Here is a 26,150-nt window from a genome sequence, read left to right as displayed (position 1 = left end):
TCAAACCCCCGCCCGCACGGCGTTGGCGGCGACGAAGCTGTAGCAGGGCAGCGGCCCGGTCAGCCGGAGTTCCACCCGGTCGCGGTGTTCCGCCGCGTACCGCCCGACCGCATTACGGAATCGGTCGACATCCGCACGGGCGACCAAGAACGAGGCATTGAGCACGCACCCGGGCACCTCAGGCCCGCGGACGCACTCCTCGGCGAGGGCCGTGAACTCTTGGAGTGCCGTCTCGGCCGCGGCGGCCGCTCGGCGCGCGAGACCGGTCGCCACCGCCTCTCCGAGCCGGATGTTCGCCTCGTAACCGGGGCGGAGGCGCACCTCCTGTCGCAGCCGCCGCAATCGCGCGTCCTCGCGCAGCAGGGAGGCGACGGCCTCCTGCACCGGCAACGCCTTGACATTCAGTTCCAGTCGGCCTTCGAGGCGGTCGAGCGCCGCGAGGTACGCCGCGCGGGAGGAGGCGAGCTGGGCCAGGACCGTGTCCTCGTCGGGTGCCACCATGCCGAAGCGCATGGGCAGGACCGGACCGCTCTCCGACATGGTCAGCAGAAGGTCCTGGTGCGCGAGCAGATCCCGACGGCGGGCCCGCAACCCTTCGGGGGCCTCGCTCACCACTGCTGACGTGCCGTCACCGCGCAGCAGACGCAGCCGGGACGGAGGGAGTCCGACCCCTCGGTGGCCGGGCAGCAACGTGTGGCCGCTGCGCACAACGCCGTACACGTACACATCGTGGGCAGTCATCGCTCACCGCTCCTTGGTCCGGGTGGTGCTGCGGCTACGGCTCCCGCTCGTGCTGTGCCCGCGTGCGGAGCTGCGCCGGCTGGGCCGCGACTCCTCTTCCTCTTCGTCGTCCTCGTCGTCGCCGGGCCCGATGGCGTGCTTGACCTTGTCCCCGACCGAACGGGCCGCCTTCTTGGCGCCCTTCTTGCCCACGCGCTTGGCCATGCCCCCACCGAACAGTTCGGGCACGGTCTTGCTGCGGGTGTCCGTCTCCAGGTCGAGCCGGTTGCATGCCTCGGCGAAACGCAGGTAGGTGTCGACGCTGGCCACGACGATGCGCGCGTCGATCTTGAGAATCTCGATGCCTACGAGTGACACCCGGACGAAGACATCGATCACCATTCCGCGATCGAGGATCAGCTCGAGTACGTCGTAGAGGGTGCCCGCACGCGGGACACACACGACCTCGTCGTTGTAAGCCATGGCCATGGAAGAGTCGTCCTCTCGAGCGGCGGACGGACGACGCGTGACCACGCCGGACGCGCCGCCGGATGTCATTCGTCGGCGGAACCGCGTCGGTAGCGGCGGACTCTGCGGTACTGGAGAAGTTCGCCCGCCCCGTCGATGTCCACCTCGTACGTGGCGAGCAGGCTGGTCGTGTCAGGGATACGTGGCACCTCCAGCACGTCCACACTGACCCGCCAGCCCTCCTCGGCCCGGCAGATGGCCGAGACGCCTTCGGCGGGATGGGCGAGCAATTCGCCAAGGCTCTGACAAGCACGCTCGGCCGCTGCCTGTGGACCCGACACCGACCTGCTGCGGGACTTCGACGGTTTGGCGGTCGGCCGCGTCCGCCTTGCACGTTGCTCTGCCATGTTCCTCAGTTGCTCACAGCCTTTGCGCGACTGCGCGCCGTGATCGGCCGATCGGGATCACCCCGCGTCCAAGGACATCCGTTTGGTCCCAGGGACGGGTTGGTCCCAGGGACGGGCGTTGCGGGCACATCAGTGAATCCGCACCCGGCGCAACAAGCGCAAGCGGGCGGAACGCGCGCTCCACGCCCCGGCGTTGAGCGGCGATTGTCTGACAGTGCCGCCGACGTGGATGGCTTGGTGGGCGGCATGACTCGGTGACGCGCATGTCCGGCAACGGTTCCGGCCCCGGCACCGCAGATGGGCGCCGGTCCACCGGCCGCCCCGCCCGGTGGACCGGCGCCCAGCATCCGGCCGCGACTACTGGCGGTCGAGCGCGGCGCCTCCCGAACTCGCCGCCGAGCCGGGCACGAGATGCCGGTGGGTCACTTCACGCGGCTCTCGGTCTCCTGCTCTTCCTCCTCGTCGGGCAGGTGGACATCGTCGACGGCGATGTTGACCTCGACGACCTCCAGGCCTGTCATACGTTCCACGGCGGAGATCACGTTGGTGCGGACATCGAGGGCGACGTCCGCGATGGTCACGCCGTACTCGACGACCACATCGAGGTCCACGGCCGCCTGGCGTTCGCCCACCTCGACCGATACTCCCCGGGTCACGCTGGGGCGCCCGCCCGGCATCCTGTCGCGAGCGGCACCGAAGGTCCGGGCCATTCCGGAGCCGAGGCTGTGGATCCCCGGCACCTCACGGGCGGCCATTCCCGTGATCTTCTCCACCACGCTGTCGGCGATGGTGGTTCGTCCGTGCGCGTCGGGCCCGTCACCGGAGCCGCCGCGGCCCTGCAGCTTCTTGCTCGCATCGCTCGGCTTGCTCTCGGTTGTGGCGGGGCGACTGATGGTGTCCGACATGAGGACCTCCCGAGGGTGTCCGTGCGGGCGCCGGTGCGGTGCCCGTCAAAGGTTTAGACACGCCTCAGCCGTATCCCTCACACGGCCACACGTGACGGGGCTCACATAAAATGTGAGGAGCATGCCGACGCCGGGACGACGGTCCGGGCAGGAGGTGAGCGGTTGATGGGCAACCAGGCCGAGCCTTCTCCCTCACTCGACGTGGACCGCCCGCACGAGCCTGCGCCGCCTGTCATCGCCGCCTCTCCCGAAGGCCGGAACCTCGGCGGTCCGGCGGACAGATTCCTGACCGTACGGGCCGCCGAAGGGGATGACGAGGCGTTCGCCGTTCTGGTCCGCCGGCACAGCAGCGTGCTGCTCGGGCTCGCTCTCCATCTCCTCGGCAACCGGGCGGACGCCGAGGACGCAGTCCAGGACGCGTTCCTCAGCGCCTGGCGACGACTGCCGGAGTTCCACCACAGTGCCTCGTTCGGCACCTGGATGTACCGCATCGTCACCAACCGCTGCCTCAACACCTTGCGCCGTGGCCCTCGCGCTCTCCCGCTGGACGCGGTCGCCGAACCCACGGCCGGTGATCCCGGCAGCTCACCACCGCGTGCCGCCGAGACGCACGCGGCCATGGCCGCCCTGGTGGCGGCACTTCGAGAGCTCAACCCCGATCAGCGGGCCTGCTGGGTCCTGCGGGAACTGCACGGACTGCACTACGAGGAGATCGCACACGCGACCGGGACCAGCGAGCAGACGGTGCGCGGCAGGCTCTTTCGCGCACGACACGCTTTGCAGGAGGCGATGCGTCCATGGCGCTAGACGACCCGCGACACCTTGCCGATGGCGAGATGCCGGAGCAAGGCGCCCAGACGGCCGCCACTTCACGGTTCCCGGAACCTGAACCGCTCGTCGGTGACGAACTGCTGCCCTGCGGACGCCCGCTGAGCCACGCCTGGGAGCAGGCCCGCGACCTGGGCACCCTCACAGACCCGCACGCCGCGCACTGCTCCTACTGCCAGGAGGCCGTCGACGGGCTGACCGCGCTGGACAACGCCACCCGAGCCCTGGGCGCCACAAAACGCCTCAGCGCGCACGCCCTCACCGACCGGGTGGTCCAAGCGGTCCGGGCCGAGGTACGCCTCGGCGCGATGCTGCCGCTGGACGACCCCTCTCACGACCTGCGGATCGCCGAGAGTGCCGCCGCGAGAGTTCTGCGCAAGGCCGCCGACACCGTGCCCGGCGCCCGCGCCGCGAGCTGCCGTCTCACCGCCACCGGCGAGGGCACCGCCGTGCACATCACCATGACCCTGGCAGTCGCCCTCGACCAACCACTTCCCGAGCGTGCGGCCCGGGTACGCCGAGCCGTCCTCCACGCGGCGAACCACAGGCTGGGCCTGACCGTCACCGTCGTCGATCTGAGGATCGACGACGTGCTGGACCCTCTCGACGCGTCCGGTGGCGAGCCGTCCGAACAAGGCGGCCGGCGATGACCTCCGCCCGGCACCGGGACGTCGAGGCCTCCGCCGCCCGGGCGGCCCTGGCCGTCCCCGGCGTCGCCGCACTCCAGCCCGGCCTCGCCGACCGGCTGGCCACCGCGGCCGCCCGCGCACAGCGGGCCGCGGGAGCCACCACCCTGCCTTCCGTCGAACCCGGCATCCGAGCCGAGCACACACCCGACGGCGGCTGGCGCGTAGAAGTCCGCTGCGTGGTCGACGAAGAGCACCGCGTCCTGGATGTCGCCCAGCAGGTGCGCGCACGGGTCCGGGCCACCGTCATTGCCCACCTGGCCCAGCACGGCCCACCCGCACCCGTCACGGTCCTTGTCACGGTCACCCACACCGGGTAGCACGAGGCTGATGGGCCCTGCCAGGGCGTGTATCGGCAGTGGATCTCAATCGCGGGATGATCTTGACTCGCGGCGCACGCGGCTGTCGGCGAGGGGAGGGCGCTCCACTGTCCGATTCGTTCAAGACCCGTGGCAGCGCTCGAACCTACGCTGCTGCACATGACTCCACGATTCGATGTGGTCGGCCTGGTCGCCTCCGATCTGGCCGCCACCCTCGCCTTCTACCGGCAGCTCGGACTGGACATTCCCGAGGGCGCAGAGTCCGAGCCGCACGTCGAGGTCGCCCTTCCCGGCGGCATGCGCCTGCTCTTCGACACCGAGGAGACGGTCCGCTCCTTCAACCCCGGCTGGACCGCACCCTCCGGCAACGGCCGGGTGGGGCTCGCCTTCCGCTGTGACAGCCCCGAGGAGGTCGACAAGGTCTACGCGGACCTGGTGGCCACCGGAGCCACCGGCGAGAAGGACCCCTGGGACGCCTTCTGGGGCCAGCGCTACGCCTCGGTGCTCGACCCGGACGGCAACGGGGTGGACCTGTACGCGCCGCTGCCCGGTTCCGGTTCCGATTCCTGAGCCACCCGGTTCCTGAACCACTTCGGGCCGCCACTGACGTACGGTCGCGTGCGCTACCTGCCCACGCGCCGTACGCGGCCCGGCGGTTGCCCGCACGACGGGCGGCGACGACGTACCCTCGGGTGCCATGCGTGTCCGACTCGACGAAATCGTCTTCGACTGCGAAGAGCCCCGCAGCCTGGCCCAGTTCTGGGCGAGCCTCCTCGGCGGAACCGCGGTGCACCGCTCGTCGCACTGGTCCTACCTGGACGCACCGGAGCTGGTCCGGCTCGCCTTCCAGAAGGTGCCGGAGAGCAAGACCATCAAGAACCGCCTCCATCTCGACTTCGAGGTGGACGACATCCCCGCCGCCACCGAGGAGGCCCTCCACCTGGGGGCCGAGAAGGTGGGTGGAGTGGTCACCGACGAGAACGGTTCGTTCCAGGTGGTGCGGGACATCGAGGGCAACGAGTTCTGCTTCGTCAGTCCTTGAGTCCGTCGGTCCTTGAGGCGCCTCAGCCTTGAGTTCGTCGGTTCTTGGTCGGTCAGGTCAGGACTTGAGCAGTTCCCCCAGCGGCATCCCCGTCAACTCCCTTACGTCCCGGGCGAGATGAGCCTGATCTGCGTAGCCGCTCTCGGCCGCTGCGACGGCGAAACCGTGACCCGCGCGGGCGCGGGCGAGGGCCCGCTGGAGCCGGAGGATTCGGGCGAGTTTCTTGGGTCCGTAGCCGAAGGCGGCGAGGGAGCGGCGGTGCAGGGCCCGGGTGCCAAGACCGACCGCGTCCGCCGTGGCCGCCACACTGCCGCCCGCGTCCAGCGATGCGACGATCCCGCGAAGTGCCGGGTCGGCGCTCTCGGTGGCCGCTGCGCATTCCACGGCGAGCGATTCCAGGGCGGCGGCCCGGTCGCGCGCCTGCCGGACACGGTCCTCCAGCTCGCGCACCCGCGAAGCGGACCACAGTTCGGCGAGGTCCACCCGCTGGTCACGCAGTGCGTGCGCGGGTACGCCGAGCAGGGCGGGCGCGGCACCGGGGGCGAACCGTACGCCTGCGACGAGGAGTTGGTCTTGAGGGGCGTCCCGGTCCGAGCTGATCACGGGACGGTACGCACGGGTGTCGGGGCCTGCCACGACCAGCCGATCACCGAGCCAGAGCAGATCCATACAGCCGTCGGGCAGCACTGGCGCGTTCTCGGCGGGGCCGACCCTACGCGTCCACAGCACGGCACCGCCGAGGCGGGACGGACGCTCCTCGTACACAGGACCAGGCTACGCCCGGGGGTGGGAGGGGCGCAGGGTCGGTTGCTTGCGCCTCAGTACAGAATGGGGCCAGAGACGGGCCGTGCGGAGCTCAACCCGTGACACAAAGGCACACGCCCTCTACAGCATTTGGGAGAGTTGCCGGATTCAGTGAAAGTGCTCCAGAACTGCCTCTGGCGGAGAAAAACGAAGGTCAGGGAGGGTGGTCCCCGCGCAGGCGGGGTTGGTCCCCACTGTGTCTCCTCGCCGGTGGGGTATGCCGGGTGGTCCCCGCGCAGGCGGGGTTGGTCCCAGGCCGCGCACGATCCATCCGACGTCGGTGTCGTGGTCCCCGCGCAGGCGGGGTTGGTCCCACGGCGATGACCGTGGTCCCGCCCGAGGTGTTGTGGTCCCCGCGCAAGCGGGGTTGGCCCCGGCCCAGAGCTGCGAACCCCGGGCCGTCCGCCGTAGTCCCCGCACACGCGGGGTTGCCCCCTGGGGCGACGGGTGCCCTGAGCATCACTGGACGTAGTCCCCGCGCAAGCGGGGCTACCCCACTCTCAGCCCCACCCCACTCCCACGCTCCACCCTCTCCCCACCCACCCGATACTCCTGCGGCCCCACCCCATACGCCCGCTTGAAAGCAGTCGACAGCGCAAAGGGGCTGCCATACCCCACCTGCCGAGCGATGGACGCCACCGTCCGGTCGGTGTCCCGCAGCAGATCCGCAGCAAGGGCGAGCCGCCAACCCGTGAGGTAAGCCATGGGCGGCTCACCGACCAATTCGCGGAAGCGGCGCGCCAGACCCGCCCGGGACACACCGGTGCGCGCGGCAAGGGACTCCACGGTCCATGGATGTGCGGGCTCCCCCTGAAGCAACCGCAGCGCGGGACCGACCGCCGGGTCGCCAAGCGCCCGGTACCAAGCAGGCGCACGCGCCTCGGGGCGGGCGAACCACGCACGCAGAGCCGCGATCAGGAGCAGGTCGAGCAGGCGGTCGAGGACGACTTCCTGGCCCGGTTCGTCCCGTACGACTTCGGCTTCGATCAAGGGAGTCAGCGGGCAGTCCCAGTCCTCGCGATCGAGGGTGAGCAGGGGTGGCAGCGCGTCCAGGAGGCGCTTGCTCAGTTCGCCGTACATCCGGTAGGTGCCGATCAGCATGATGGTGGCGCCGTCCGGGCGGTCGCCCCAGGTGCGTACCCCCAGATCCATCGCCCCGTCGAGCGCGCGGCCCTCGGGGGTGCGGCACACCTCGCCGGGCAGGATCACCGCGCGGGGCTCGGTCGCGGGGTCGTCGGCGCAGGTGTACGGCTCGGGGCCACGGGCGACGGCGAGTTCGCCGGGGCGGATGCGCACCGGGTCACCGTGCTGCGGCGTGATCCACGCGTCGCCGCGCACTATCAGCATCACCGAGAGCGGGGCCTCGTCCTCGATCCGTACCGACCAGGGCGGATCGAAGCACGCCCGGATCATGAACGCGCCACGTGCGCGCGGTCCTTCGAGCAAACCCCCCAGTGCGTCCATGGCCGAAGCGTAGACGCGCGCGTAGGCGCCTGAGCGCCTCAGCGATGTTCCGGGCCCCGGACGCCGAGTTGACTGCTCGGTATGACACAGCACAGCGACAACACAGCCGCGGTACAGCGCAACGAGGGCACGAAAGACGCAGCCCGGCAGGCGGACGGGGTTCCGGCGGCAGCCCTCGCACCGGGCGCCACAGTGCTCGTCACAAGCGCCACTGGCAAGACCGGCCGACGGGTCGTCGAGGCCGCGACCACGGCCGGGTTCACCGTCCGGGCCGCCTCACGCAAGGGTCCGGTCGTCTTCGACTGGCACGACCCCGCGACCTGGCCCGGGGCCCTCGAAGGCGCCGAGGCCGCCTACCTCTGCTTCCCCCCGGACATCGGCCACCCCGCCGCCGCAGGGGCGATCGGCGCCCTCGCCCGGCAGGCCGTGACCCTCGGCGTCCGGCGCCTGGTCCTGCTCTCCGCGCGCGGCGAGCAGCAAGCCCTGCCCGCCGAGGAGGCGCTGACCTCCTCGGGCGCCGACTGGACGGTGGTACGGGCCAGTTGGTTCGCGCAGAACTTCAGCGAAGGGCCGTTGCTCGACGCGGTGCGCGCGGGCGAACTGGTCTTTCCGGCGGGTGAGGTGCGTGAGCCGTTCCTCGACACCCGTGATCTGGCCGAGGTGGTCGTCGCGGCCTTCCGGGATCCGGGGCTCGTGGGCCGCGTCGTCGAGATCGGCGGGCCACGGCTGCTCAGCTTCCGGGACGCGGTCGCCGAGATCGCGGCGGCGAGCGGGAACCCGGTGAGTTACGTGCCGGTGCCGCCCCATGAGTACGGGGAGCAGTTGCGGGGGTTCGGGGTGCCCGAGGAGGAAGTGGGCTTCCTGATCGAGCTGTTCGGGGATCTGCTCGACGGGCGCAACGCGCATCTGTCGGACGGACTGCGGCAGGTCCTCGGCCACGAGGGCCGCGACTTCGCCGCCTTCGCCAAGGAACACGCGGCGGAGGGGGTCTGGCGCCACTGAGTGCTGCGGCGCGCGTGCCACAGAGCCAGGGAGGGAGGGCAGCCCAACCCCCCACGCCGCGCCTCACTCCCGCTGCCCCGGCCCCTCACTCCCCGGCTTCGCATGCGTGCGAATACGTCCCGTCACGTCGTCCGGGGGCAGGAACTTCGACCACCGCTCGGGGAATTCGGACGGCATGTCGGGGCCGCCATCGCCCTCGGTCTCGGCCTCGCTCTCGCCCTCGGCGGAGGTCGTGCTCGCGTACGCGCCGCCCGGGCGGCGGGGCATCCGGCGGGCGGCGCCCTGCTCGCCCTGGGCCCCACGGGCGGCGTGGGCCTCGCGGGCGGCGGCGGTGGCGAGGGACGGCCAGACGCGGTCCAGGGCGGCGTTGACCGCGGCGCCCACCAGGACGGCGAAGGCGGAGACGCCGATCCAGAGCATGACGGCGACGGGGGCGGCGAGGGATCCGTAGATCGACGGGCCCTCGACCGTGTTGATCAGGTAGACGCGCAGGATCACGCTGCACAGCACCCACATACCGAGCGCGACCAGGGCGCCCGGAATGTCCTCCACCCAGGGCGACTTCACGGGCACCGACACGTGGTAGAGGGTGGTGAGGAAGACCACCGACAGGATGAGCACGACGGGCCAGTACAGGATCTGTACGGCCGTCTCGGACCACGGCACGATCTGCACCACCGCGTCCGGGCCCGCCACCATCAGCGGCAGCGCGACCGAGCCGATCACCAGGGCCACCAGGAAGAGCAGGAAGGCCAGGATGCGAGTCTTGACGATGCCGCGTTCACCGTCGAGTCCGTACATCACGGTGATGGTGTCGATGAAGACGTTCACCGCCCGGGAGCCGGACCACAGGGCGAGGACGAAGCCGATGGAGATGACGTCGGGGCGCCCGCCCTTCATGACGTCCTGGAGTATCGGTTCGGCGATCTCCTTGACGCCCCGGTCGGACAGGACCGTGCGGGACGCCTCAAGGATGGTCGTCTGCAGGCTCGCGATGGTGTCGGTGCCGGTCCAGGCGTCCACGTAGCCGAGGAGACCGACGATGCTCAGGAGCAGCGGCGGTACGGACAGCAGGGTGAAGAACGCCGCCTCGGCGGCGAGGCCGAGAACGCGGTACTCGATGCAGGAGTTGACGGTGTCCTTGAGCAACAGCCAGGCGATCCGGCGCTTGGAAACGTTCCGGTAGAGGGCGCGGGCCCGGTGGAGTCGGCCGGAGGGAACGGCCGGGGATTCATTCGCCTGGTGCACCTCCTAACCGTAGCGGCACGATGCCCCGGATGTCTGACCTGGGGCGGAGCAGGGCGTCGCGGGCCACGGGACCGAACGCGCACACGCCGTGCCCTGCCGGTCACGGATGGCGGTGGGGATTTCAAGTCCCTTACGGGGGTGGGTGCTTGGACGGACGGTCGACGCACCTGGAATCGGGCGCCCTGTTCCCCGGAGCTGCGGGTGCCCTGACCCCGGCGAGCGGATTACGGTGACCGCATGGCCTCCAGCACGCACACAGTGACCAATCAGGCACCGCCTCTCGTCGGGTACGACGTCTTCACCGCGGACCGGGCGCTGGTGGAGGCCGTGGACCGGCACGCGGCGCCGGAGTTGGTCGCGGAGATCCACGACGAGCTCGCGGAACTCGGGCGGGCGGCCGGTTCGGCGCAGGTCCAGGAGTGGGGCGCGCTCGCCAACGAGTACGTACCGAAGCTGCGGACGCACGACCGGTACGGCAACCGTGTCGACGAGGTCGACTTCCATCCGTCCTGGCACCGGCTGCTCGGCAAGGCCGTGGGCGCGGGGCTCACCGCCGCCTGGGTGCGGCCGGGCGGGCATCTGCGCCGGGCCGCCGGGTTCCTGGTCTGGTCGCAGGTCGAGGCCGGGCACGGCTGCCCGGTGTCCATGACGCACGCCGCCGTTCCGGCCCTGCGCACGGACCCGGCGCTCGCCGCCTCGTGGGAGCCCCTGCTGACCTCCCGCATCTACGAGTCCGGGCTGCGGCCCGCACCGCAGAAGGCCGGTGTCCTGTTCGGGATGGGCATGACCGAGAAGCAGGGCGGCAGCGACGTACGCGCCAACACCACGTCCGCGGCGCCGCTCTCGGCCGAGGGCGAGTATCTGCTCACCGGTCACAAGTGGTTCTGTTCGGCGCCGATGTCGGACGGGTTCCTGGTCCTCGCGCAGGCGCCGGGCGGGCTCACCTGTTTCCTGGTGCCACGCGTTCTGGAGGACGGCACACGCAACGTCTTCGCGATCCAGCGGCTGAAGGACAAGCTCGGCAACCGGTCGAACGCCTCCAGTGAGATCGAGTTCGACGGGACCTGGGCGCGGCGGGTGGGCGAGGAGGGGCGCGGGGTGCGGACCATCATCGAGATGGTCGCGGCGACCCGGCTCGACTGTGTGCTCGGTTCGGCGGCGCTGATGCGGCAGGCGGTGGCCCAGGCCACGCACCACTGCGCGTACCGGGAGGCCTTCGGCGGGCGGCTGATCGACAAGCCGCTGATGCGCAATGTGCTCGCCGACCTGGCTCTCGAATCGGAGGCCGCGACCACGCTCGGACTGCGGCTGGCCGCCGCCTGGGACGACGGCTCGGAGCGCGAGCGGGCGTTCCTGCGGATCGCGGTCCCGGCGGCGAAGTACTGGGTGACCAAGCGGTGCACGCCGGTGACCGCGGAGGCGCTGGAGTGCCTGGGCGGCAACGGCTACGCGGAGGAGTCCGGCATGCCGCGCCTGCTGCGCGAGTCGCCGGTGAACTCCCTCTGGGAGGGCTCGGGCAATGTCCAGTCCCTGGACGTGCTGCGCGCGCTCCAGCGTGAGCCGCAGGCACTGAACGCCTTCCTGGAGGAGGTGGGCGCGGCCCGCGGCGCCGATCACCGCCTGGACGCCGCGATCAAGGAGATGCTGACCGAACTCGCCGACCTGGAGGGCATCGAGGCACGGGCCCGGCGCCTGACCGAGCGGATGGCGCTGGTCCTTCAGGGCTCGCTGCTCGTGCGGTACGCGCCGTCCGAGGTCGCGGACGCCTTCTGCGCCTCACGGCTCGGCGGCGACTGGGGCTCCGCCTTCGGCACCCTCCCGCACACGCTGGATCTTGGCTCGGTGGTGGAGCGGGCGCGGCCGGAGGTCTGAGACGGCGGCCCGCGCCCCGGCCGAAGAGCCGTACCGGGACACGAGCCGCGCTCACCCGCTCGTGCTCAGACGCCGAGGATCTCCCGCTCAGACGCCGGGAATCTCCCGCTCAGACGCCGGGGATCTCCCGCGCCCGGAAGGCCTCGCGTACCGACTCGGCGGCGCCCTTGCCGTACATACGCTCCGCCGTGGCGATCGTCGTACGGGCGGCGGCGCTGAAGTCGGTGGCCGGGTCGAAGCCGAACTGGGCGTTGACGATGATCCGGTCCGCGGTGCGGGCGCCGAGCGCGCCGCGGATGTCGAAGAGGGCCCGGGACCAGATCTCGCCGTCGGCGTGCACCTCGCCGGTGCGGTCCGCGTACGTCTTGTCGCCGTCCGTGCGGCGCAGGCAGTGCGGGGCCTCGGAGTACGGCGCCGAGTCCCAGTCGGCGACACAGGCGAGGTCGGTGCGACGGGTCCAGCCGTAGCGGGCCTCGGCGTGGTCGGCGACGGACAGCGCGAGGTAGTCGCCGAACGCCTCGCCGATCGAGCCCGCCTCCACGGAGGTGCCGAAGCCGGGGACCTGGGCGTGGTGCACGGCGTGGCCGTACTCGTGCAGGATCACCTCGGCGTCCTCGGCGTCGTCGACGCCGCCCTTGCCGAAGCGGATCTCGGCCTTCTTGTCGGTGAAATAGGAGTTGTCGGCGCCCCACTGGTTGAGACGGACCGGCTGCGAACGGGCGTTTGCGCCGGGCAGTTCGGTGCCGAAGCCGAGGCCCTGGAGGTACTCCTGGGCCTCGTTGACCCAGAAGTACGCCATGACCTGCTCGAAGCGGTCGTCCGTGCGGTCGAGTCCGGCGACTTCGGAGACCCGGGCGGGTGCGCCGGTCTCGGAGACGACCTGGGCCCACTTGCCGGTGAGGGCGCCGCTGCCGGTCAGGTTGCGCAGGGCCACCGTGGCGTAGGCGCTCTCGGGTACGGCGTCGGCGGCGTCCTTGGCATCGGTGAGGCCCTGGTCCCCGGTGGCCTGGACCGGGTTGACCTTGAAGACGCGTGCGGCCGGGTCGGCGGAGGCCGCCGGGGCGGGCGCCGCGAGCGCGGGTGCGGCGAGCGCGGGTGCGGCGAGCGCGGTGAGCGCGAGCGGTATCGCGGCGGCGAGCAGGGCGCGGTGCGGACGGGCCATGAGGGTCTCCGGGCGACTGGGGCCCGCGCCGGTACGGACGGCGGGCTCGGGAACGGGACGCGAACAGGAGCAGGAACACGAAGAGGGAGATGAACGGGGAGAGGAACGGGGAGGAGAAGGAGGAACAGGTGGGGACGGGGGCGCTGAGGCGACGGGGCCGGACGAAGCGGGATCCAATCGCATCGGGTGCCCGTTTGACCAGAGTCCGTACGGGAGTTCACGTGCTGGACAAAGGGCGGGGCAGTCGCCCGGGCCCGTCGGAATGCCCAACTTTTTGGGCGAGAGGCCGGGCCCATGGTTCTCTTTTCCTATGAGTCTCACCGTCACCACCTGGTCCCTGGAGCAGAACGCGCCCGGCGAGCTGCTGCGCGCGAGCGAGCCCGGTGAGCACGTACGGATCGAGCGGGCCGAGGTGCCCTCGGCGGAGTTCAGCCGGTTCCTCTACACGGCGGTCGGCGGTGACATCCGCTGGACCGACCGGCTCGTGCTCGGTTACGAGGAGTGGCAGCGGCAGCTGGAGGTACCCGGGGTGGAGACCTGGGTCGCCTACGAGCGCGGGACGCCCGCGGGGTACGTCGAGCTGGCGCCGCGCGAGGAGGGCGTGGTGGAGATCGTCTACTTCGGCCTGATTCCCGCCTTCCGGGGGCACGGCATCGGCGGTCATCTGCTGTCCGTGGGGGCGGAGCGGGCCTGGGACCTGGCCGAGCGCTGGCCCTCGCTCGCCCCGACCGAGCGGGTCTGGCTGCACACGTGCAGCAAGGACGGCGAGCACGCCATGCGCAACTACCTGCGGCGCGGCTTCACGCTCTTCGACACCGTCATGGAGCAGGAGCCGGACGTGGCGACCCCCGGTCCGTGGCCGGGCGCCTTCCCGGACGGAGCTCTCTGACGCGGGCGAGTCAAGCCCGTGCGCGGCAGGTGTGACGGCCGCCACGCTCATCCCACGAAGCGAGACAAACGCGTCCACATAATGGATGTCGATGGACTGAGCCCTCAGCGCCATGACACGCTTCCGTCATGTCTCGAGCTGGAATTGCCTTGGTGAGTCGGCGGCACGTCGACCTCGGCCGCATGTCCAGCGCCATGTGTCCGGCGCGCTGAGCTCCAGCACCACCCGAGAAACACCCCCCCCTTTCCGTTACCGCGCAGAGCCGCGCGTGCAGATCCGCGCGTGCCCAAACGCGCACTTCAGAGCCGCCCTCAGCCTGTCCCGAAGGACGTACCGTCATGGCTACCCCGCAGCAGTCCGACTCCGCCACGCCCCGCCGCAAGGCGAGCCGTCACCGTGGCGAGGGACAGTGGGCCCTCGGACACCGCACGCCGCTGAACGGGAACGAACAGTTCAAGAAGGACGACGACGGTCTCAATGTGCGGACACGCATTGAGACGATCTACTCCCGCCGCGGCTTCGACTCCATCGACCCCAACGACCTGCGCGGCCGGATGCGCTGGTGGGGCCTCTACACCCAGCGCAAGCCCGGGATCGACGGCGGCAAGACCGCGGTCCTGGAGCCGGAGGAGCTGGACGACGAGTACTTCATGCTCCGCGTCCGTATCGACGGCGGCCGTCTCACCACGCGGCAGCTGCGCGTCATCGGTGAGATCTCCGAGGAGTTCGCCCGCGGCACCGCGGACATCACCGACCGGCAGAACATCCAGTACCACTGGATCCGTATCGAGGACATGCCGGAGATCTGGCAGCGCCTGGAGGCCGTCGGCCTGTCCACCACCGAGGCGTGCGGCGACACCCCGCGTGTGATCCTCGGCTCACCGGTCGCCGGGATCGCCGAGGACGAGATCATCGACGGCACCCCGGCCGTCGACGAGGCCAACCGCCGCATCGTCGGCAACCCGGCCTTCTCCAACCTGCCCCGCAAGTTCAAGTCGGCCATCTCCGGATCGCCGCTGCTCGACGTGGCGCACGAGATCAACGACGTGGCGTTCGTGGGTGTCGTCCACCCCGAGCACGGCCCCGGCTTCGACGTATGGGTCGGCGGCGGTCTGTCCACCAACCCCAAGATCGGCCAGCGCCTGGGCGCCTGGGTCCCGCTGGACGACGTGGCCGACGTCTTCGAGGGCGTCATCTCGATCTTCCGCGACTACGGCTACCGCAGGCTGCGCACCCGCGCCCGCCTGAAGTTCCTGCTCGCCGACTGGGGCACCGAGAAGTTCCGCCAGGTCCTGGAGGACGAGTACCTCAAGCGCAAGCTCGCCGACGGACCCGCCCCCGCCCAGCCCGTGGAGCGCTGGCGCGACCACGTCGGTGTGCACCGGCAGAAGGACGGCCGTTTCTACGTGGGCTTCGCGCCGCGCGTCGGACGGGTCGACGGCTCGGTGCTCACCAAGATCGCCGAACTGGCCGAGGCGCACGGCTCGGGCCGGGTGCGCACCACCGCCGAGCAGAAGATGATCGTCCTGGACGTGGAGGAGTCCCGGGTGGACTCGCTCGTCGACGAACTGCGCGCGCTCGACCTCGACGTCACTCCCTCTCCCTTCCGGCGCGGCACCATGGCCTGCACCGGCATCGAGTTCTGCAAGCTGGCCATCGTCGAGACCAAGGCGCGCGGCGCCTCGCTGATCGACGAACTGGAGCGCCGCATCCCGGAGTTCGACGAGCCGATCACCATCAACCTCAACGGCTGCCCGAACGCCTGCGCCCGTATCCAGGTGGCGGACATCGGTCTCAAGGGGCAGTTGGTCCTGGACCAGGACGGCAACCAGGTCGAGGGATACCAGGTGCACCTGGGCGGCGCGCTCGGCCTGGAGGCCGGGTTCGGCCGCAAGGTCCGCGGCCTGAAGGTGACCTCCGACGAACTGGCCGACTACATCGAGCGCGTACTGCGCCGCTACCTGGCCGCCCGCGAGGAGGGCGAGCGCTTCGCCACCTGGGCGGCGCGGGCCAGTGAGGCGGAGCTGTCATGAGCGAGCGGGCGGCACCGTTCCACTGCCCCTACTGCGGCGACGAGGACCTGCGTCCGGGCGAGAGCGGCCCCGGCGCGTGGGAATGCGGCGCCTGCAACCGGGCCTTCCAGTTGAAGTTCCTCGGGCTGCTCGCCCGGGGTCTTCGGGGCGGTGCGTCTCAGGAGCACACGCCCCAGGAGCACGGAGGGAATGCGGCATGACGACGATTCAGGCGGACACCGACCTCAAGTCCCTTGCGGAGCAGGCCGGCCGGGACCTCGAACAGGCCCCGGCCCTGGACATCCTGCGCTGGGCGGTCGAGACCTTCGGCAAGCAGTTCTGCGTCACCTCGTCCATGGAGGACGCGGTGGTCGCGCACCTGGCCTCGCGCGTGGCGCCCGGCGTCGACGTGGTCTTCCTCGACACCGGCTACCACTTCCCCGAGACCATCGGCACCCGCGACGCGGTGGAGGCCGTGATGGACGTCAACGTCCTCACGCTCACCCCGCGTCAGTCGGTCGCCGAACAGGACGCCGAGTACGGGCCGAAGCTGCACGACCGCGACCCGGACCTGTGCTGCGCACTGCGCAAGGTCGCGCCGCTCCAGGAGGGCCTGACCGGCTACCGGGCGTGGGCGACGGGCCTGCGCCGCGACGAGTCCCCGACCCGGGCGAACACCCCGGTGGTCGGCTGGGACGAGAAGCGGCAGAAGGTCAAGGTCTCCCCGATCGCCCGCTGGACCCAGGACGACGTGGAAGCCTACGTCGCCGAACACGGCGTACTGACCAACCCGTTGCTCATGGACGGCTACGCCTCCGTGGGCTGCGCGCCCTGCACCCGGCGGGTGCTGGAGGGCGAGGACGCCCGCGCCGGCCGCTGGGCCGGGACCGGCAAGACGGAATGCGGGCTGCACGGATGACGCGAACCCACGGAACGACGACGAACGAGAGCAAGCAGGTGACTGGCGCCACCGTCTGGCTGACCGGGCTTCCGAGCGCGGGCAAGACGACCATCGCGAACGAACTGGCGGGCAGGCTGCGCACCGGGGGCCACCGGGTGGAGGTGCTCGACGGCGACGAGATCCGCGAGTTCCTCTCGGCGGGCCTCGGCTTCAGCCGCGAGGACCGGCACATCAATGTGCAGCGCATCGGCTTCGTGGCCGAACTCCTCGCCCGTAACGGCGTGTTGGTGCTCGTACCGGTGATCGCGCCGTACGCGGACAGCCGTGAGGCCGTCCGCAAGCGGCACGCCGCGCAGGGCACCGGCTACCTGGAGGTGCACGTGGCCACCCCGGTGGAGGTCTGCTCCGAGCGCGATGTGAAGGGGCTCTACGCCAAGCAGGCCGCCGGTGAGATATCGGGGCTCACGGGGGTCGACGACCCCTACGAGGCGCCCGTCTCGCCGGACCTGCGGATCGAGTCGCACACCCAGACCGTGCGGGAGTCCGCGTCCGCGCTGCACGCGCTGCTGACCGAGAGGGGCCTGGCATGACGACCACGGTGACCGGAATCGACGCCGCCGACACCGACGCTCCGTACGCGCTGTCCCACCTGGACGCGCTGGAGTCCGAGGCGGTGCACATCTTCCGCGAGGTGGCGGGCGAGTTCGAGCGGCCGGTGATCCTGTTCTCCGGCGGCAAGGACTCCATCGTCATGCTGCACCTGGCGCTGAAGGCGTTCGCCCCGGCGGCGGTGCCGTTCTCGCTGCTGCACGTGGACACCGGGCACAACTTCCCCGAGGTCCTGGAGTACCGGGACCGTACGGTCGCCGAGCACGGGCTGCGGCTGCACGTCGCCTCGGTGCAGGAGTACATCGACGCGGGCAAGCTGCGCGAGCGCCCCGACGGGACCCGCAACCCGCTGCAGACGGTGCCGCTCACCGACGCCATCCGCGAGCTGCGTTTCGACGCGGTGTTCGGCGGCGGGCGGCGCGACGAGGAGAAGGCCCGCGCCAAGGAGCGGGTGTTCTCGCTGCGCGACGAGTTCTCCCAGTGGGACCCGCGCCGTCAGCGGCCCGAGCTGTGGCAGCTCTACAACGGGCGGCACGCCCCGGGCGAGCACGTCCGCGTCTTCCCGCTGTCCAACTGGACCGAGCTGGACGTCTGGCAGTACATCGCCCGCGAGAACATCGCGCTGCCGCAGATCTACTTCGCGCACCAGCGCGAGGTGTTCAAGCGCCAGGGCATGTGGCTGACCGCCGGTGACTGGGGCGGCCCGCGCGAGGAGGAGCAGGTCGAGACCCGGCAGGTGCGCTACCGCACCGTCGGCGACATGTCCTGCACCGGCGCGGTCGACTCGGACGCCGACTCGCTGGAGGCGGTCATCGCCGAGATCGCCGCCTCCCGTCTGACCGAGCGGGGCGCCACCCGCGCCGACGACAAGATGTCCGAGGCCGCGATGGAAGACCGCAAGCGCGAAGGGTACTTCTAGCAATGACGAGCACCACCGAGCAGCTCGCCGGGCTTTCGGCGACCACCCTGCTGCGCTTCGCGACCGCCGGAAGCGTCGACGACGGCAAGTCGACCCTGGTCGGACGGCTCCTGCACGACTCCAAGTCGGTCCTCACCGACCAGCTGGAGGCCGTCGCGCACGCCTCGCGCAGCCGCGGCCAGGAGGCCCCCGACCTGGCGCTGCTCACCGACGGGCTGCGTGCCGAGCGCGAGCAGGGCATCACCATCGACGTGGCCTACCGCTACTTCGCCACCCCGCGGCGCCGGTTCATCCTGGCCGACACCCCGGGCCATGTGCAGTACACCCGGAACATGGTCACCGGCGCCTCCACCGCCGAGCTGACCGTGATCCTGGTCGACGCGCGCAACGGCGTGGTCGAGCAGACCCGTCGGCACGCCGCGATCGCCGCGCTGCTGCGGGTGCCGCACGTGATGCTGGCGGTCAACAAGATGGACTTGGTCGACTACCGCGAGTCCGTCTTCGCCGCCATCGCCGAGGAGTTCACGGCCTACGCGAGCGATCTTGGCGTACCGGAGATCACCGCCGTCCCGATCTCGGCGCTGGCCGGTGACAACGTCGTGGAGCCCTCCGCGAACATGGACTGGTACGGCGGCCCGACCGTCCTGGAACACCTGGAGACGGTCCCGGTCAGCCACGACCTCTCCACCTGCCACGCACGGCTGCCCGTGCAGGTGGTGATCCGGCCGCAGACCGCCGAGCACCCGGACTACCGGGGTTACGCGGGACAGATCGCGGCGGGCGCCTTCCGGGTCGGCGAAGAGGTCACGGTGCTGCCCTCGGGCCGTACGTCGAAGGTCGCCGGGATCGATCTGCTCGGCGAGAAGGTCGACGTGGCCTGGACCCCGCAGTCGGTGACCCTCCTCCTGGAGGACGACATCGACATCTCGCGCGGCGACCTGATCGTGCCGAGCCACGACGCCCCGGCCACCTCGCAGGACGTCGAGGCGACCGTCTGCCATGTCGCCGACACCCCGCTGACCGTCGGCCACCGGGTCCTGCTCAAGCACACCACCCGTACCGTCAAGGCCATCGTCAAGGAGATCCCCTCGCGGCTGACCCTGGACGACCTCTCGCAGCACCCGGAGCCCGGGCAGCTCGTCGCCAACGACATCGGCCGCGTCAAGGTGCGCACCGCCGAGCCGCTGGCGCTCGACTCGTACGCCGACTCCCGGCGCACCGGCTCCTTCCTGCTGATCGACCCGGCCGACGGCACCACCCTGGCCGCCGGTATGGCCGGTGACTCCTTCGCCGCCGAGGCCGCGCCCGCCGCGCAGGCCGACGACGCCGGGTGGGACTTCTGACATGCGACTACCGGGATTCTTCGCGACGTTCGCCAAGGAGGGCGGCCGCGTCGGCAGCGGCGCCCTCGGCAGCGGACAGGGCGGAGTGGCGCGATGTGCGGGATGACGTACGCGCACCGCTCGCGCGCCCTCACCCCCCGCACCCTCCGTCTCCGAAGACCCTGCCGAACTCCCGGCCACGCCTAGCGCGCGGGCCGGGCCACCGAGAGGAACACCTCCCGTGTCTGCCGACAAGTCCCTGCGCCGCGGCATAGCCGCGCTGGCCGCCCTGCCTCTGCTCGCGCTCGCGGCCACCGCCTGCGGCTACGGTTCCGAGTCCGACGAGGGCAAGGACGCCGCCCCGGCCGCGAAGGGCAAGCCGATCGAAGGACTGGACAAGGTCCGTATCGGCTACTTCCCCAACCTCACCCACGGCACCGCGCTCGTGGGTGACCAGCAGGGCATCCTGCAGAAGGAGCTCGCGGGCACCCAGGCCTCGTACTCCCAGTTCAACGCCGGACCGTCGGCGATCGAGGCGCTCAACTCGGACTCGCTCGACATCACCTGGATCGGCCCCTCCCCCGCGATCAACGGCTACACCGCGACCGACGGCAAGGGCCTGCGCATCATCGGCGGCTCGGCCTCCGGCGGTGTGAAGCTCGTGGTCAACCCGGAGAAGATCAAGACGCTCGACGATCTCAAGGGCAAGAAGATCGCCACCCCGCAGCACGGCAACACCCAGGACGTCGCCTTCCTCAACTGGATCAAGGAACGCGGCTGGAAGGTCGACCCGAAGAGCGGCAAGGGCGATGTGTCGGTGGTCCGCACCGACAACAAGATCACCCCGGACGCCTACAAGTCCGGTTCCCTGGACGGCGCCTGGGTGCCCGAGCCCACCGCCTCCAAGCTGGTCGCCGAGGGCGCCAAGGTGCTCCTCGACGAGGCGACGCTCTGGCCGGACAAGAAGTTCGTGATCACCAACATCGTCGTCCGCCAGGAGTTCTTGAAGGAGCACCCGAAGGTCGTCGAGGCCGTGCTGCGCGGCGCGGTGAAGACCAACGCGTGGATCAACGCCAACCCGGACAAGGCCAAGGCGGCGGCCAACGCCAAGCTCAAGACGCTGACCGGCAAGGCGCTGCCGCCCGAGGTGGTCGACCCGGCCTGGAAGTCGATCCAGTTCATCGACGACCCGCTGGCCTCGACGCTCGACCTGGAAGCCGAGCACGCGGTCAAGGCCGGTCTGCTCGAAGAGCCCGACCTCAACGGCATCTACGACCTGAAGCCGCTCAACGCCGTACTCAAGGCCGAGGGCAAGCCCGCCGTCGACGACGCCGGTCTCGGCGTCAAGTAGCAGCCCGCAAGCCCGCCCCGGTCCCCGCGCTCGCGGGGACCGGGGCGGGAGACACCGACCCAGGAGGTGACGACCATGGCCACGACCCTTGCCAAGGCCGCCGACGGCACCACGACGGCGGCGCCCGCCGCCCGGATCGCGCACGTCTCCAAGTCCTTCGCCACCCCGGGCGGGCAGCAGCTCGTCCTCGACGACATCAACCTCGACGTGGCGCCCGGCGAGTTCGTCACGCTGCTCGGCGCCTCGGGCTGCGGCAAGTCCACGCTGCTGAACCTGGTGGCGGGCCTGGACCGGCCGAGCGCGGGCGAGATCAGCACGGACGGGCGTCCGGCGCTGATGTTCCAGGAGCACGCGCTGTTCCCGTGGCTGACCGCGGGCAGGAACATCGAACTCGCCCTCAAACTGCGCGGGATCGCCAAGGCCGAGCGCCGCACCCGCGCCGAGGAACTGCTCGAACTCGTCCGGCTGAAGGGCTCGCACGGCAAGCGCGTGCACGAGCTGTCCGGCGGTATGCGCCAGCGCGTGGCCCTGGCCCGCGCCCTCGCCCAGGACAGCAGGCTGCTCCTGATGGACGAGCCGTTCGCGGCGCTGGACGCCATCACCCGTGACGTGCTGCACGACGAACTGACCCGTATCTGGCGCGAGACGAACGTCTCCGTGCTGTTCGTGACGCACAACGTGCGCGAGGCGGTACGCCTCGCCGAGCGCGTCGTGCTGCTGTCCTCGCGGCCCGGCCGGGTGGCGCGCGAGTGGACGGTGGAGATCGAGCAGCCGCGCCGTATCGAGGACAGCGCGGTGGCCGAACTGTCCGTCGAGATCACCGAAGAACTGCGTGGGGAGATCCGCCGACATGGCAAGGACTGAGACGACCGCCAAGACCGGGACCGGGCAGGACGCCGGGGACCTCGCGGGTCTGGAGGCCGGTCTCGACGCCCTGGAGACCCGGCAGTCGACCCGTACGCCGCTGCGCCAGACCCTCACGCAGAAGGTGCTGCCGCCGCTGACCGCGGTCGCCCTGGTACTGGTCATCTGGCAGATCCTGGTCTGGGCCGAGGTCTCCGACCCGTCCAAGCTGCCCGCCCCGGCCGACGTCTGGCAGGAGGCCAAGGACGCCTGGCTCCAGGGCACCCTGCTCGACTACATCTGGACCAGCGTCTCGCGCGGTATGACGGGCTTCCTGTTCGCGCTGGTCATCGGCACCCCGCTGGGTCTGATCGTGGCCCGGGTGAAGTTCGTCCGCGCGGCCATCGGCCCGATCCTGTCGGGTCTGCAGTCGCTGCCGTCGGTGGCCTGGGTGCCGCCCGCGGTGCTGTGGCTGGGCCTCAACGACTCGATGATGTACGCGGTGATCCTGCTCGGCGCGGTCCCGTCCATCGCCAACGGTCTGGTCTCCGGCGTGGACCAGGTGCCGCCGCTGTTCCTGCGCGCGGGCCGCACTCTCGGTGCCACGGGCCTGAAGGGCACCTGGCACATCGTGCTCCCGGCGGCGATGCCCGGTTACGTGGCCGGACTCAAGCAGGGCTGGGCCTTCTCCTGGCGTTCGCTGATGGCCGCGGAGATCATCGCCTCCTCGCCGGAACTCGGCCTCGGTCTGGGCCAGCTCCTGGAGTTCGGCCGTACCGCGAGCTCCATGTCGATGGTGTTCCTCGCGATCATCCTGATCCTGCTCGTCGGTGTCGCCATCGATCTGCTCATCTTCAGCCCGCTGGAGCGCTGGGTGCTGCGCAGCCGCGGTCTCCTCGTCAAGAACTGACAGGCCAGAACTGGCAAGAAAGAACCGTCAAGAACCGAGAGGTCCTCGCGTGTACGGCTCCGCCCTCCTCGTCATCGCCCACGGCAGTCGCGATCCGCGACATGCCGCGACGGTGCACGCCCTGGTGGAGTCCGTACGCGCGCTGCGTCCCGGTCTGCGGGTGGAGACCGCGTTCCTGGACTTCAACCTCCCGTCGGTGCCCGCGGTCCTGAACCGTCTCGCGGCCGACGGGGTACGGGACGTGGTCGCCCAACCGCTGCTCCTGAACCGCGCCTTCCATGCCAAGTCGGACATCCCGGCGGTGCTGCGGTCCGCGCCCGCGTCGCTACGGGTACGCCAGGCCGAGGTGCTGGGCCCCTCACCCCTGCTGATCGACGCGCTCGAACGGCGACTTTGTGAGGCGGGCGTGACCCTCGCCGAGCGCTCCGCCACCGGGGTGGTCCTCGCCACGGCGGGCTCCTCGGACCCGGGCGCCCAGGCGGTCGTCGCCCGTATCGCCCGGGACTGGCAGCGCACCGGCGGCTGGCACTCGGTTGTTCCGGCCCACGCCTCGGCCGCACTCCCGCGCACCGAGGACGCGGTACGGCTGCTGCGCGAGCGCGGCGCCCGTCGGGTCGCGGTGGCCCCGTACGTCCTCGCCCCCGGTTTTCTGCCGGACCGCATCGCCGCCGGAGCGGCCGAGGCCGACGTACTGGCCGATGTGCTCGGGCCCGCGCCGGAGGTGGCGGGTCTGCTCCTTCGCCGCTTCGACGAGGCGCGGCGGCCTCAGGTCGTGGCGCTGGGGGCGTGAGCGCCTGCCGCGCGGACTCCCCTGAGCGAGTGCGCCTCTTCCCGTAGGGGTAGGGGACGGTATCGGCTACTCCCCCGGTACGAACAACGTGGCCTGATGGAAGTACAGCAGCCATCCCTCGGACGTATGCCGCCACAGTGAACTGCGGTGCGCGCGGCGGCCGTTGGCGTCTGTGTCGAAGGTGAGGTGGACCAGGTCGGGGGCGAGCTGTTCGCCCTTCATCGCGGTGAACGTGATCGTGACCGGCCGGGCGTCGGGCTCGGCCTCGGCCTCGGCGGCCAGCAGGGCGATGATCCCCTCCCGGTCCCAGACCCGCCCGGAGGCGCCGAACTCGGTGAACTCCGCGTGCAGCAGGTCACCGACGAGCCGCGGCGAGCTGCGCACCTCGGGATCGAGCAGGCGGATCTCCCTCTCGATCGCGGCGTCGACCGCCGAACTCCCCTCAGCCATGCGTGAGTTCCGCGAGCTTGCTGACCGTGTTCCAGTTGCGGCTGGTCGCGATCAGCCCCTTGGTGACGGCGGGGCGTGAAAGCACCGGCGCCAGCGTGGACTTGCCGAGGCCCTCGGGGGCGTAGAGGTACAGGGCACGGTCGCCGAGACGGAATTCCTCGGGCAGGTAGCGGGCCGTGTCGATCCCGGCGAAGCGCTCCGGGTCCGGGTCCGCGGAGAAGTACGTGACGTGCAGTTGCTTGCCCTCCAGCGAGTCGGCGGGGAACGGGCAGGCGTCCACGATGCCCTGCAAGTAGCCGTGGTCACGGACCAGACAGCCGACGTCGAAGCCGAACCGGGCGGCGATGGCCTTCTCCAGTGCGGCGGCGAGTGCGTCCGGATCGCTGTCGTCGCTGCTGAAGACGGCATTGCCGCTCTGCAGATGCGTCCGTACGTCGCCGTGCCCCAACTCGCCGAGCAGGTCCCGGAGTTCGGCCATCGGCAGCTTCTTGCTGCCGCCCACGTTGATACCGCGCAACAGCGCCGCGTAGAGCGTCATGCGCACACGATAGCGACCGCCCGGCGGCCGGGAACGTGCCGGAAACGCGAGAAGCGGCCGTCGCGCCCCGTGGGGGCGGGCGCGACGGCCGCCGTCCTGGCCGGTGCGGCCCGGAGATCAACTCCCCGGGCCGCCCGGTTTCAGCTGTGCTCGATCCGTTGATGCCGGATCTTCTGGCAGTGGATCGGTTGGTGCTCGATCCGCTCCTGCCGAGTGAGCCGGATGACTACTCGACGATCTTCAGGAGCTTGTTCGGGGTGCCCTCGCCCGGGTTGGTGATCTTGTCCGGGGTGGCACCGTCGACGAGCGCCTTGGCGACGTCCGCCGGGGCGGCCTCACCGTTGGCACCGAGGTACAGGGCGGCCGCACCCGCGACGTGCGGGGTGGCCATCGAGGTACCCGAGATGGTGTTGGTGGCGTCGTCGCTCTCGGCCCAGGCGGACGTGATGTCGGTGCCCGGGGCGTAGATGTCCACGACCTCGCCGTAGTTGGAGAAGTCCGACTGCTCGTCGTCCTTGGTGCTGGAGGCGACGGTCAGGGCCTCCTGGACGCGGGCGGGCGAACCCTCGGTCGGGGAGGACTCGTTGCCGGCGGCGACCGCGTAGGTCACGCCGGACTCGATCGACTTCTTCACGGCCGCGTCCAGGGCCTCGTCGGCGCCGCCGCCGAGGCTCATGTTGGCGACCGAGGGGCCCTCGTGGTTCTCGGTGACCCAGTCGATGCCCGCGACGACCTGCTCGGTGGTGCCCGAGCCGTTGGCGTCGAGGACGCGGACCGCGACGATGTTGGCCTTCTTGGCAACGCCGTGCGCGGCACCGGCGATGGTGCCCGCCACGTGCGTGCCGTGACCGTGCTCGTCGTTGGCGTCGTCGTCGTTGTCGATGGCGTCGAAGCCGGACTTGGCGCGGTCCTCGAAGTCCTTGTGCGTCACCCGCACACCGGTGTCGATGACGTACGCGGTGACGCCCTCACCGGCGGCGTCGGGGTAGTTGTACTTGCTGTCGGCCGGGCCGTCGGCCTGGTCGATGCGGTCGATGCCCCAGGACGGCGGGTTGTCCTGCGTGGCACTGATGGTGAACTTGTGGCTCTGGACGACCTTCTCGACGGCCGGGTCGGCCGCGAGACGCTTGGCCTCGGTCTGGCTCAGGCCGGTGGCCGAGAAGCCGTTGACCGCGGAGTCGAAGCCGCGCTTGAAGGTGCCGCCGTACTCCTTGGCGAGGTCCTTGCCCTCGGAGGCGGCCTTGACGCTCTGGCCGCCCTTGAGCATGACGATGTAGTTGCCCTTGATCGCGCCCTTGGCCTGCGTGCCGTAGACCTTGCCCTCGGCCGGGGTGGCCGCACCGGCGACCGAACCGGCGAAGACGGAGACGCCGACGGCCATGCCGGCGGTGGCGATGGCGGCGGTCAGCTTGAGGGAGCGCTTCTGAATAGCCATGAAGAGGTGTCTCCTCGTGGTGATGTGGGGGGATCGAGGAGTACGGAAGCTGCGCTGCCGCATTCCTCGTACTCCCGGAGTAACTCCGGGTGTTGGGACGAAACCCTGACCGAATGTCGGGAACAGATCAAGACCTACATGCAGCTGTGACACCTTCAACAAGTAGCTGTAATAACAAAAGGTGCGAACCACGCATATCGACGGCCTGTCGTCGGGTCACTGTGATGTTCGGGGCCGCACTCGCCCCCGCGCC

Annotated in this window: 29 protein-coding genes, 1 pseudogene and 1 CRISPR repeat array; of the genes and pseudogenes, 19 read left to right on the top strand and 11 right to left on the bottom strand. The window is 70.7% G+C overall.

What is annotated here, in order from left to right; translation table 11 throughout:
- From HUT18_RS29805 to HUT18_RS29790, 4 genes are all read right to left on the bottom strand, one after another.
- Positions 1–741, bottom strand: coding sequence for a GvpL/GvpF family gas vesicle protein (locus HUT18_RS29805; RefSeq protein WP_176103633.1), 741 nt, complete (start codon positions 739–741; stop codon positions 1–3).
- A 3-nt stretch (positions 742–744) separates the two neighbouring features.
- Positions 745–1,203 (bottom strand): gas vesicle protein GvpJ, encoded by a 459-nt coding sequence (gene gvpJ, locus HUT18_RS29800; protein ID WP_176104882.1) that lies wholly within the window; start codon positions 1,201–1,203, stop codon positions 745–747.
- Between the two features lie 71 nt (positions 1,204–1,274).
- The gene (locus HUT18_RS29795) at positions 1,275–1,595 is read right to left on the bottom strand and encodes a gas vesicle protein (RefSeq protein ID WP_176103632.1); all 321 of its coding nucleotides are present in this window, start codon (positions 1,593–1,595) and stop codon (positions 1,275–1,277) included.
- 422 nt (positions 1,596–2,017) lie between these two features.
- On the bottom strand, positions 2,018–2,500 hold the full coding sequence (locus tag HUT18_RS29790) for an Asp23/Gls24 family envelope stress response protein (protein ID WP_176103631.1): 483 nt from the start codon (positions 2,498–2,500) through the stop codon (positions 2,018–2,020).
- A gap of 165 nt (positions 2,501–2,665) precedes the next feature.
- On the opposite strand from HUT18_RS29790, the gene HUT18_RS29785 reads away from it, so the two are divergent.
- The 5 genes from HUT18_RS29785 to HUT18_RS29765 all read left to right on the top strand — a co-directional run bounded on the left by HUT18_RS29785 (position 2,666) and on the right by HUT18_RS29765 (position 5,376).
- Positions 2,666–3,307: an RNA polymerase sigma factor gene (locus tag HUT18_RS29785; protein WP_176103630.1), complete on the top strand. Its 642-nt coding sequence runs from the start codon at positions 2,666–2,668 to the stop codon at positions 3,305–3,307.
- Positions 3,298–3,978, top strand: coding sequence for a hypothetical protein (locus HUT18_RS29780; RefSeq protein WP_176103629.1), 681 nt, complete (start codon positions 3,298–3,300; stop codon positions 3,976–3,978). The genes HUT18_RS29785 and HUT18_RS29780 overlap by 10 nt, the downstream gene beginning before the upstream one ends.
- On the top strand, positions 3,975–4,334 hold the full coding sequence (locus HUT18_RS29775; protein ID WP_176103628.1) for a hypothetical protein: 360 nt from the start codon (positions 3,975–3,977) through the stop codon (positions 4,332–4,334). The genes HUT18_RS29780 and HUT18_RS29775 overlap by 4 nt, the downstream gene beginning before the upstream one ends.
- A gap of 159 nt (positions 4,335–4,493) precedes the next feature.
- Positions 4,494–4,904 carry a VOC family protein gene (locus tag HUT18_RS29770; protein WP_176103627.1) on the top strand — a complete coding sequence of 137 codons (411 nt, stop codon included), beginning with the start codon at positions 4,494–4,496 and terminating at the stop codon, positions 4,902–4,904.
- Positions 4,905–5,031: 127 nt separating this feature from the next.
- Positions 5,032–5,376, top strand: coding sequence for a VOC family protein (locus HUT18_RS29765; RefSeq protein ID WP_176103626.1), 345 nt, complete (start codon positions 5,032–5,034; stop codon positions 5,374–5,376).
- Between the two features lie 57 nt (positions 5,377–5,433).
- Here HUT18_RS29765 and HUT18_RS29760 read toward each other — a convergent pair whose 3' ends face one another.
- The gene (locus HUT18_RS29760; protein WP_176103625.1) at positions 5,434–6,141 is read right to left on the bottom strand and encodes a helix-turn-helix domain-containing protein; all 708 of its coding nucleotides are present in this window, start codon (positions 6,139–6,141) and stop codon (positions 5,434–5,436) included.
- 202 nt (positions 6,142–6,343) lie between these two features.
- A CRISPR array of direct repeats spans positions 6,344–6,677; the repeat unit is 29 nt; unit sequence GTGGTCCCCGCGCAGGCGGGGTTGGTCCC.
- A 43-nt stretch (positions 6,678–6,720) separates the two neighbouring features.
- Positions 6,721–7,644, bottom strand: a pseudogene (locus HUT18_RS29755) (AraC family transcriptional regulator); the annotation flags it as partial.
- A gap of 81 nt (positions 7,645–7,725) precedes the next feature.
- Between HUT18_RS29755 and HUT18_RS29750 the strand changes: the two are divergent.
- Positions 7,726–8,646: an SDR family oxidoreductase gene (locus tag HUT18_RS29750; RefSeq protein ID WP_176103624.1), complete on the top strand. Its 921-nt coding sequence runs from the start codon at positions 7,726–7,728 to the stop codon at positions 8,644–8,646.
- Positions 8,647–8,709: 63 nt separating this feature from the next.
- Here HUT18_RS29750 and HUT18_RS29745 read toward each other — a convergent pair whose 3' ends face one another.
- Positions 8,710–9,894, bottom strand: coding sequence for a YihY/virulence factor BrkB family protein (locus HUT18_RS29745; protein WP_176103623.1), 1,185 nt, complete (start codon positions 9,892–9,894; stop codon positions 8,710–8,712).
- 237 nt (positions 9,895–10,131) lie between these two features.
- Between HUT18_RS29745 and HUT18_RS29740 the strand changes: the two genes are divergently transcribed.
- Positions 10,132–11,766, top strand: a complete 1,635-nt coding sequence (locus HUT18_RS29740) for an acyl-CoA dehydrogenase family protein (RefSeq protein ID WP_176103622.1) — start codon at positions 10,132–10,134, stop codon at positions 11,764–11,766.
- Positions 11,767–11,875: 109 nt separating this feature from the next.
- On the opposite strand, the gene HUT18_RS29735 is transcribed toward HUT18_RS29740, so the two are convergent.
- Positions 11,876–12,928, bottom strand: a complete 1,053-nt coding sequence (locus HUT18_RS29735) for a M4 family metallopeptidase (RefSeq protein ID WP_176103621.1) — start codon at positions 12,926–12,928, stop codon at positions 11,876–11,878.
- Between the two features lie 310 nt (positions 12,929–13,238).
- On the opposite strand from HUT18_RS29735, the gene HUT18_RS29730 reads away from it, so the two are divergent.
- The 12 genes from HUT18_RS29730 (at position 13,239) to HUT18_RS29675 (ending at position 23,474) form a co-directional block, all read left to right on the top strand.
- A complete protein-coding gene (locus tag HUT18_RS29730) occupies positions 13,239–13,817 on the top strand; it encodes a GNAT family N-acetyltransferase (protein WP_176103620.1) in 579 nt (192 codons plus the stop codon).
- 128 nt (positions 13,818–13,945) lie between these two features.
- On the top strand, positions 13,946–14,029 hold the full coding sequence (locus tag HUT18_RS34380) for a putative leader peptide (RefSeq protein ID WP_315877410.1): 84 nt from the start codon (positions 13,946–13,948) through the stop codon (positions 14,027–14,029).
- Positions 14,030–14,155: 126 nt separating this feature from the next.
- Entirely contained in the window at positions 14,156–15,850 is a 1,695-nt protein-coding gene (locus HUT18_RS29725; RefSeq protein ID WP_176103619.1) for a nitrite/sulfite reductase, read from the top strand.
- On the top strand, positions 15,847–16,050 hold the full coding sequence (locus HUT18_RS29720) for a hypothetical protein (RefSeq protein ID WP_176103618.1): 204 nt from the start codon (positions 15,847–15,849) through the stop codon (positions 16,048–16,050). The genes HUT18_RS29725 and HUT18_RS29720 overlap by 4 nt, the downstream gene beginning before the upstream one ends.
- Positions 16,047–16,748 carry a phosphoadenylyl-sulfate reductase gene (locus HUT18_RS29715; protein WP_176103617.1) on the top strand — a complete coding sequence of 234 codons (702 nt, stop codon included), beginning with the start codon at positions 16,047–16,049 and terminating at the stop codon, positions 16,746–16,748. The genes HUT18_RS29720 and HUT18_RS29715 overlap by 4 nt, the downstream gene beginning before the upstream one ends.
- On the top strand, positions 16,730–17,320 hold the full coding sequence (gene cysC / locus HUT18_RS29710) for an adenylyl-sulfate kinase (protein ID WP_176103616.1): 591 nt from the start codon (positions 16,730–16,732) through the stop codon (positions 17,318–17,320). Before HUT18_RS29715 ends, cysC begins: the two co-directional genes overlap by 19 nt.
- The gene (gene cysD / locus HUT18_RS29705; protein WP_176103615.1) at positions 17,317–18,258 is read left to right on the top strand and encodes a sulfate adenylyltransferase subunit CysD; all 942 of its coding nucleotides are present in this window, start codon (positions 17,317–17,319) and stop codon (positions 18,256–18,258) included. The genes cysC and cysD overlap by 4 nt, the downstream gene beginning before the upstream one ends.
- A gap of 2 nt (positions 18,259–18,260) precedes the next feature.
- A complete protein-coding gene (locus HUT18_RS29700) occupies positions 18,261–19,601 on the top strand; it encodes a sulfate adenylyltransferase subunit 1 (RefSeq protein ID WP_176103614.1) in 1,341 nt (446 codons plus the stop codon).
- A gap of 220 nt (positions 19,602–19,821) precedes the next feature.
- Positions 19,822–20,931, top strand: a complete 1,110-nt coding sequence (locus tag HUT18_RS29690) for an ABC transporter substrate-binding protein (protein ID WP_176103612.1) — start codon at positions 19,822–19,824, stop codon at positions 20,929–20,931.
- A 75-nt stretch (positions 20,932–21,006) separates the two neighbouring features.
- The gene (locus tag HUT18_RS29685; RefSeq protein ID WP_176103611.1) at positions 21,007–21,795 is read left to right on the top strand and encodes an ABC transporter ATP-binding protein; all 789 of its coding nucleotides are present in this window, start codon (positions 21,007–21,009) and stop codon (positions 21,793–21,795) included.
- Complete coding sequence (locus tag HUT18_RS29680) at positions 21,782–22,684, top strand: ABC transporter permease (protein WP_176103610.1); 903 nt, start codon at positions 21,782–21,784, stop codon at positions 22,682–22,684. Before HUT18_RS29685 ends, HUT18_RS29680 begins: the two co-directional genes overlap by 14 nt.
- Before the next feature lie 49 nt (positions 22,685–22,733).
- Positions 22,734–23,474: a sirohydrochlorin chelatase gene (locus tag HUT18_RS29675; protein ID WP_176103609.1), complete on the top strand. Its 741-nt coding sequence runs from the start codon at positions 22,734–22,736 to the stop codon at positions 23,472–23,474.
- Between the two features lie 66 nt (positions 23,475–23,540).
- Here the strand turns inward: HUT18_RS29675 and HUT18_RS29670 are convergent, their stop codons facing one another.
- The 3 genes from HUT18_RS29670 to HUT18_RS29660 form a co-directional block, all read right to left on the bottom strand.
- On the bottom strand, positions 23,541–23,924 hold the full coding sequence (locus tag HUT18_RS29670) for a DUF4440 domain-containing protein (RefSeq protein WP_176103608.1): 384 nt from the start codon (positions 23,922–23,924) through the stop codon (positions 23,541–23,543).
- Positions 23,917–24,462, bottom strand: a complete 546-nt coding sequence (locus tag HUT18_RS29665) for a DUF1697 domain-containing protein (RefSeq protein ID WP_176103607.1) — start codon at positions 24,460–24,462, stop codon at positions 23,917–23,919. The genes HUT18_RS29670 and HUT18_RS29665 overlap by 8 nt, the downstream gene beginning before the upstream one ends.
- Positions 24,463–24,688: 226 nt before the next feature.
- Positions 24,689–25,897 (bottom strand): S8 family peptidase, encoded by a 1,209-nt coding sequence (locus HUT18_RS29660; RefSeq protein ID WP_176103606.1) that lies wholly within the window; start codon positions 25,895–25,897, stop codon positions 24,689–24,691.
- Between the last annotated feature and the right edge of the window lie 253 nt (positions 25,898–26,150).

Origin of the sequence: Streptomyces sp. NA04227, assembly GCF_013364195.1 — a bacterium.
Taxonomy (GTDB): Bacteria; Actinomycetota; Actinomycetes; order Streptomycetales; family Streptomycetaceae; genus Streptomyces.
Note: the sequence above shows the minus strand (reverse complement) of the source record. Positions and strands in the feature narration are given on the sequence as shown.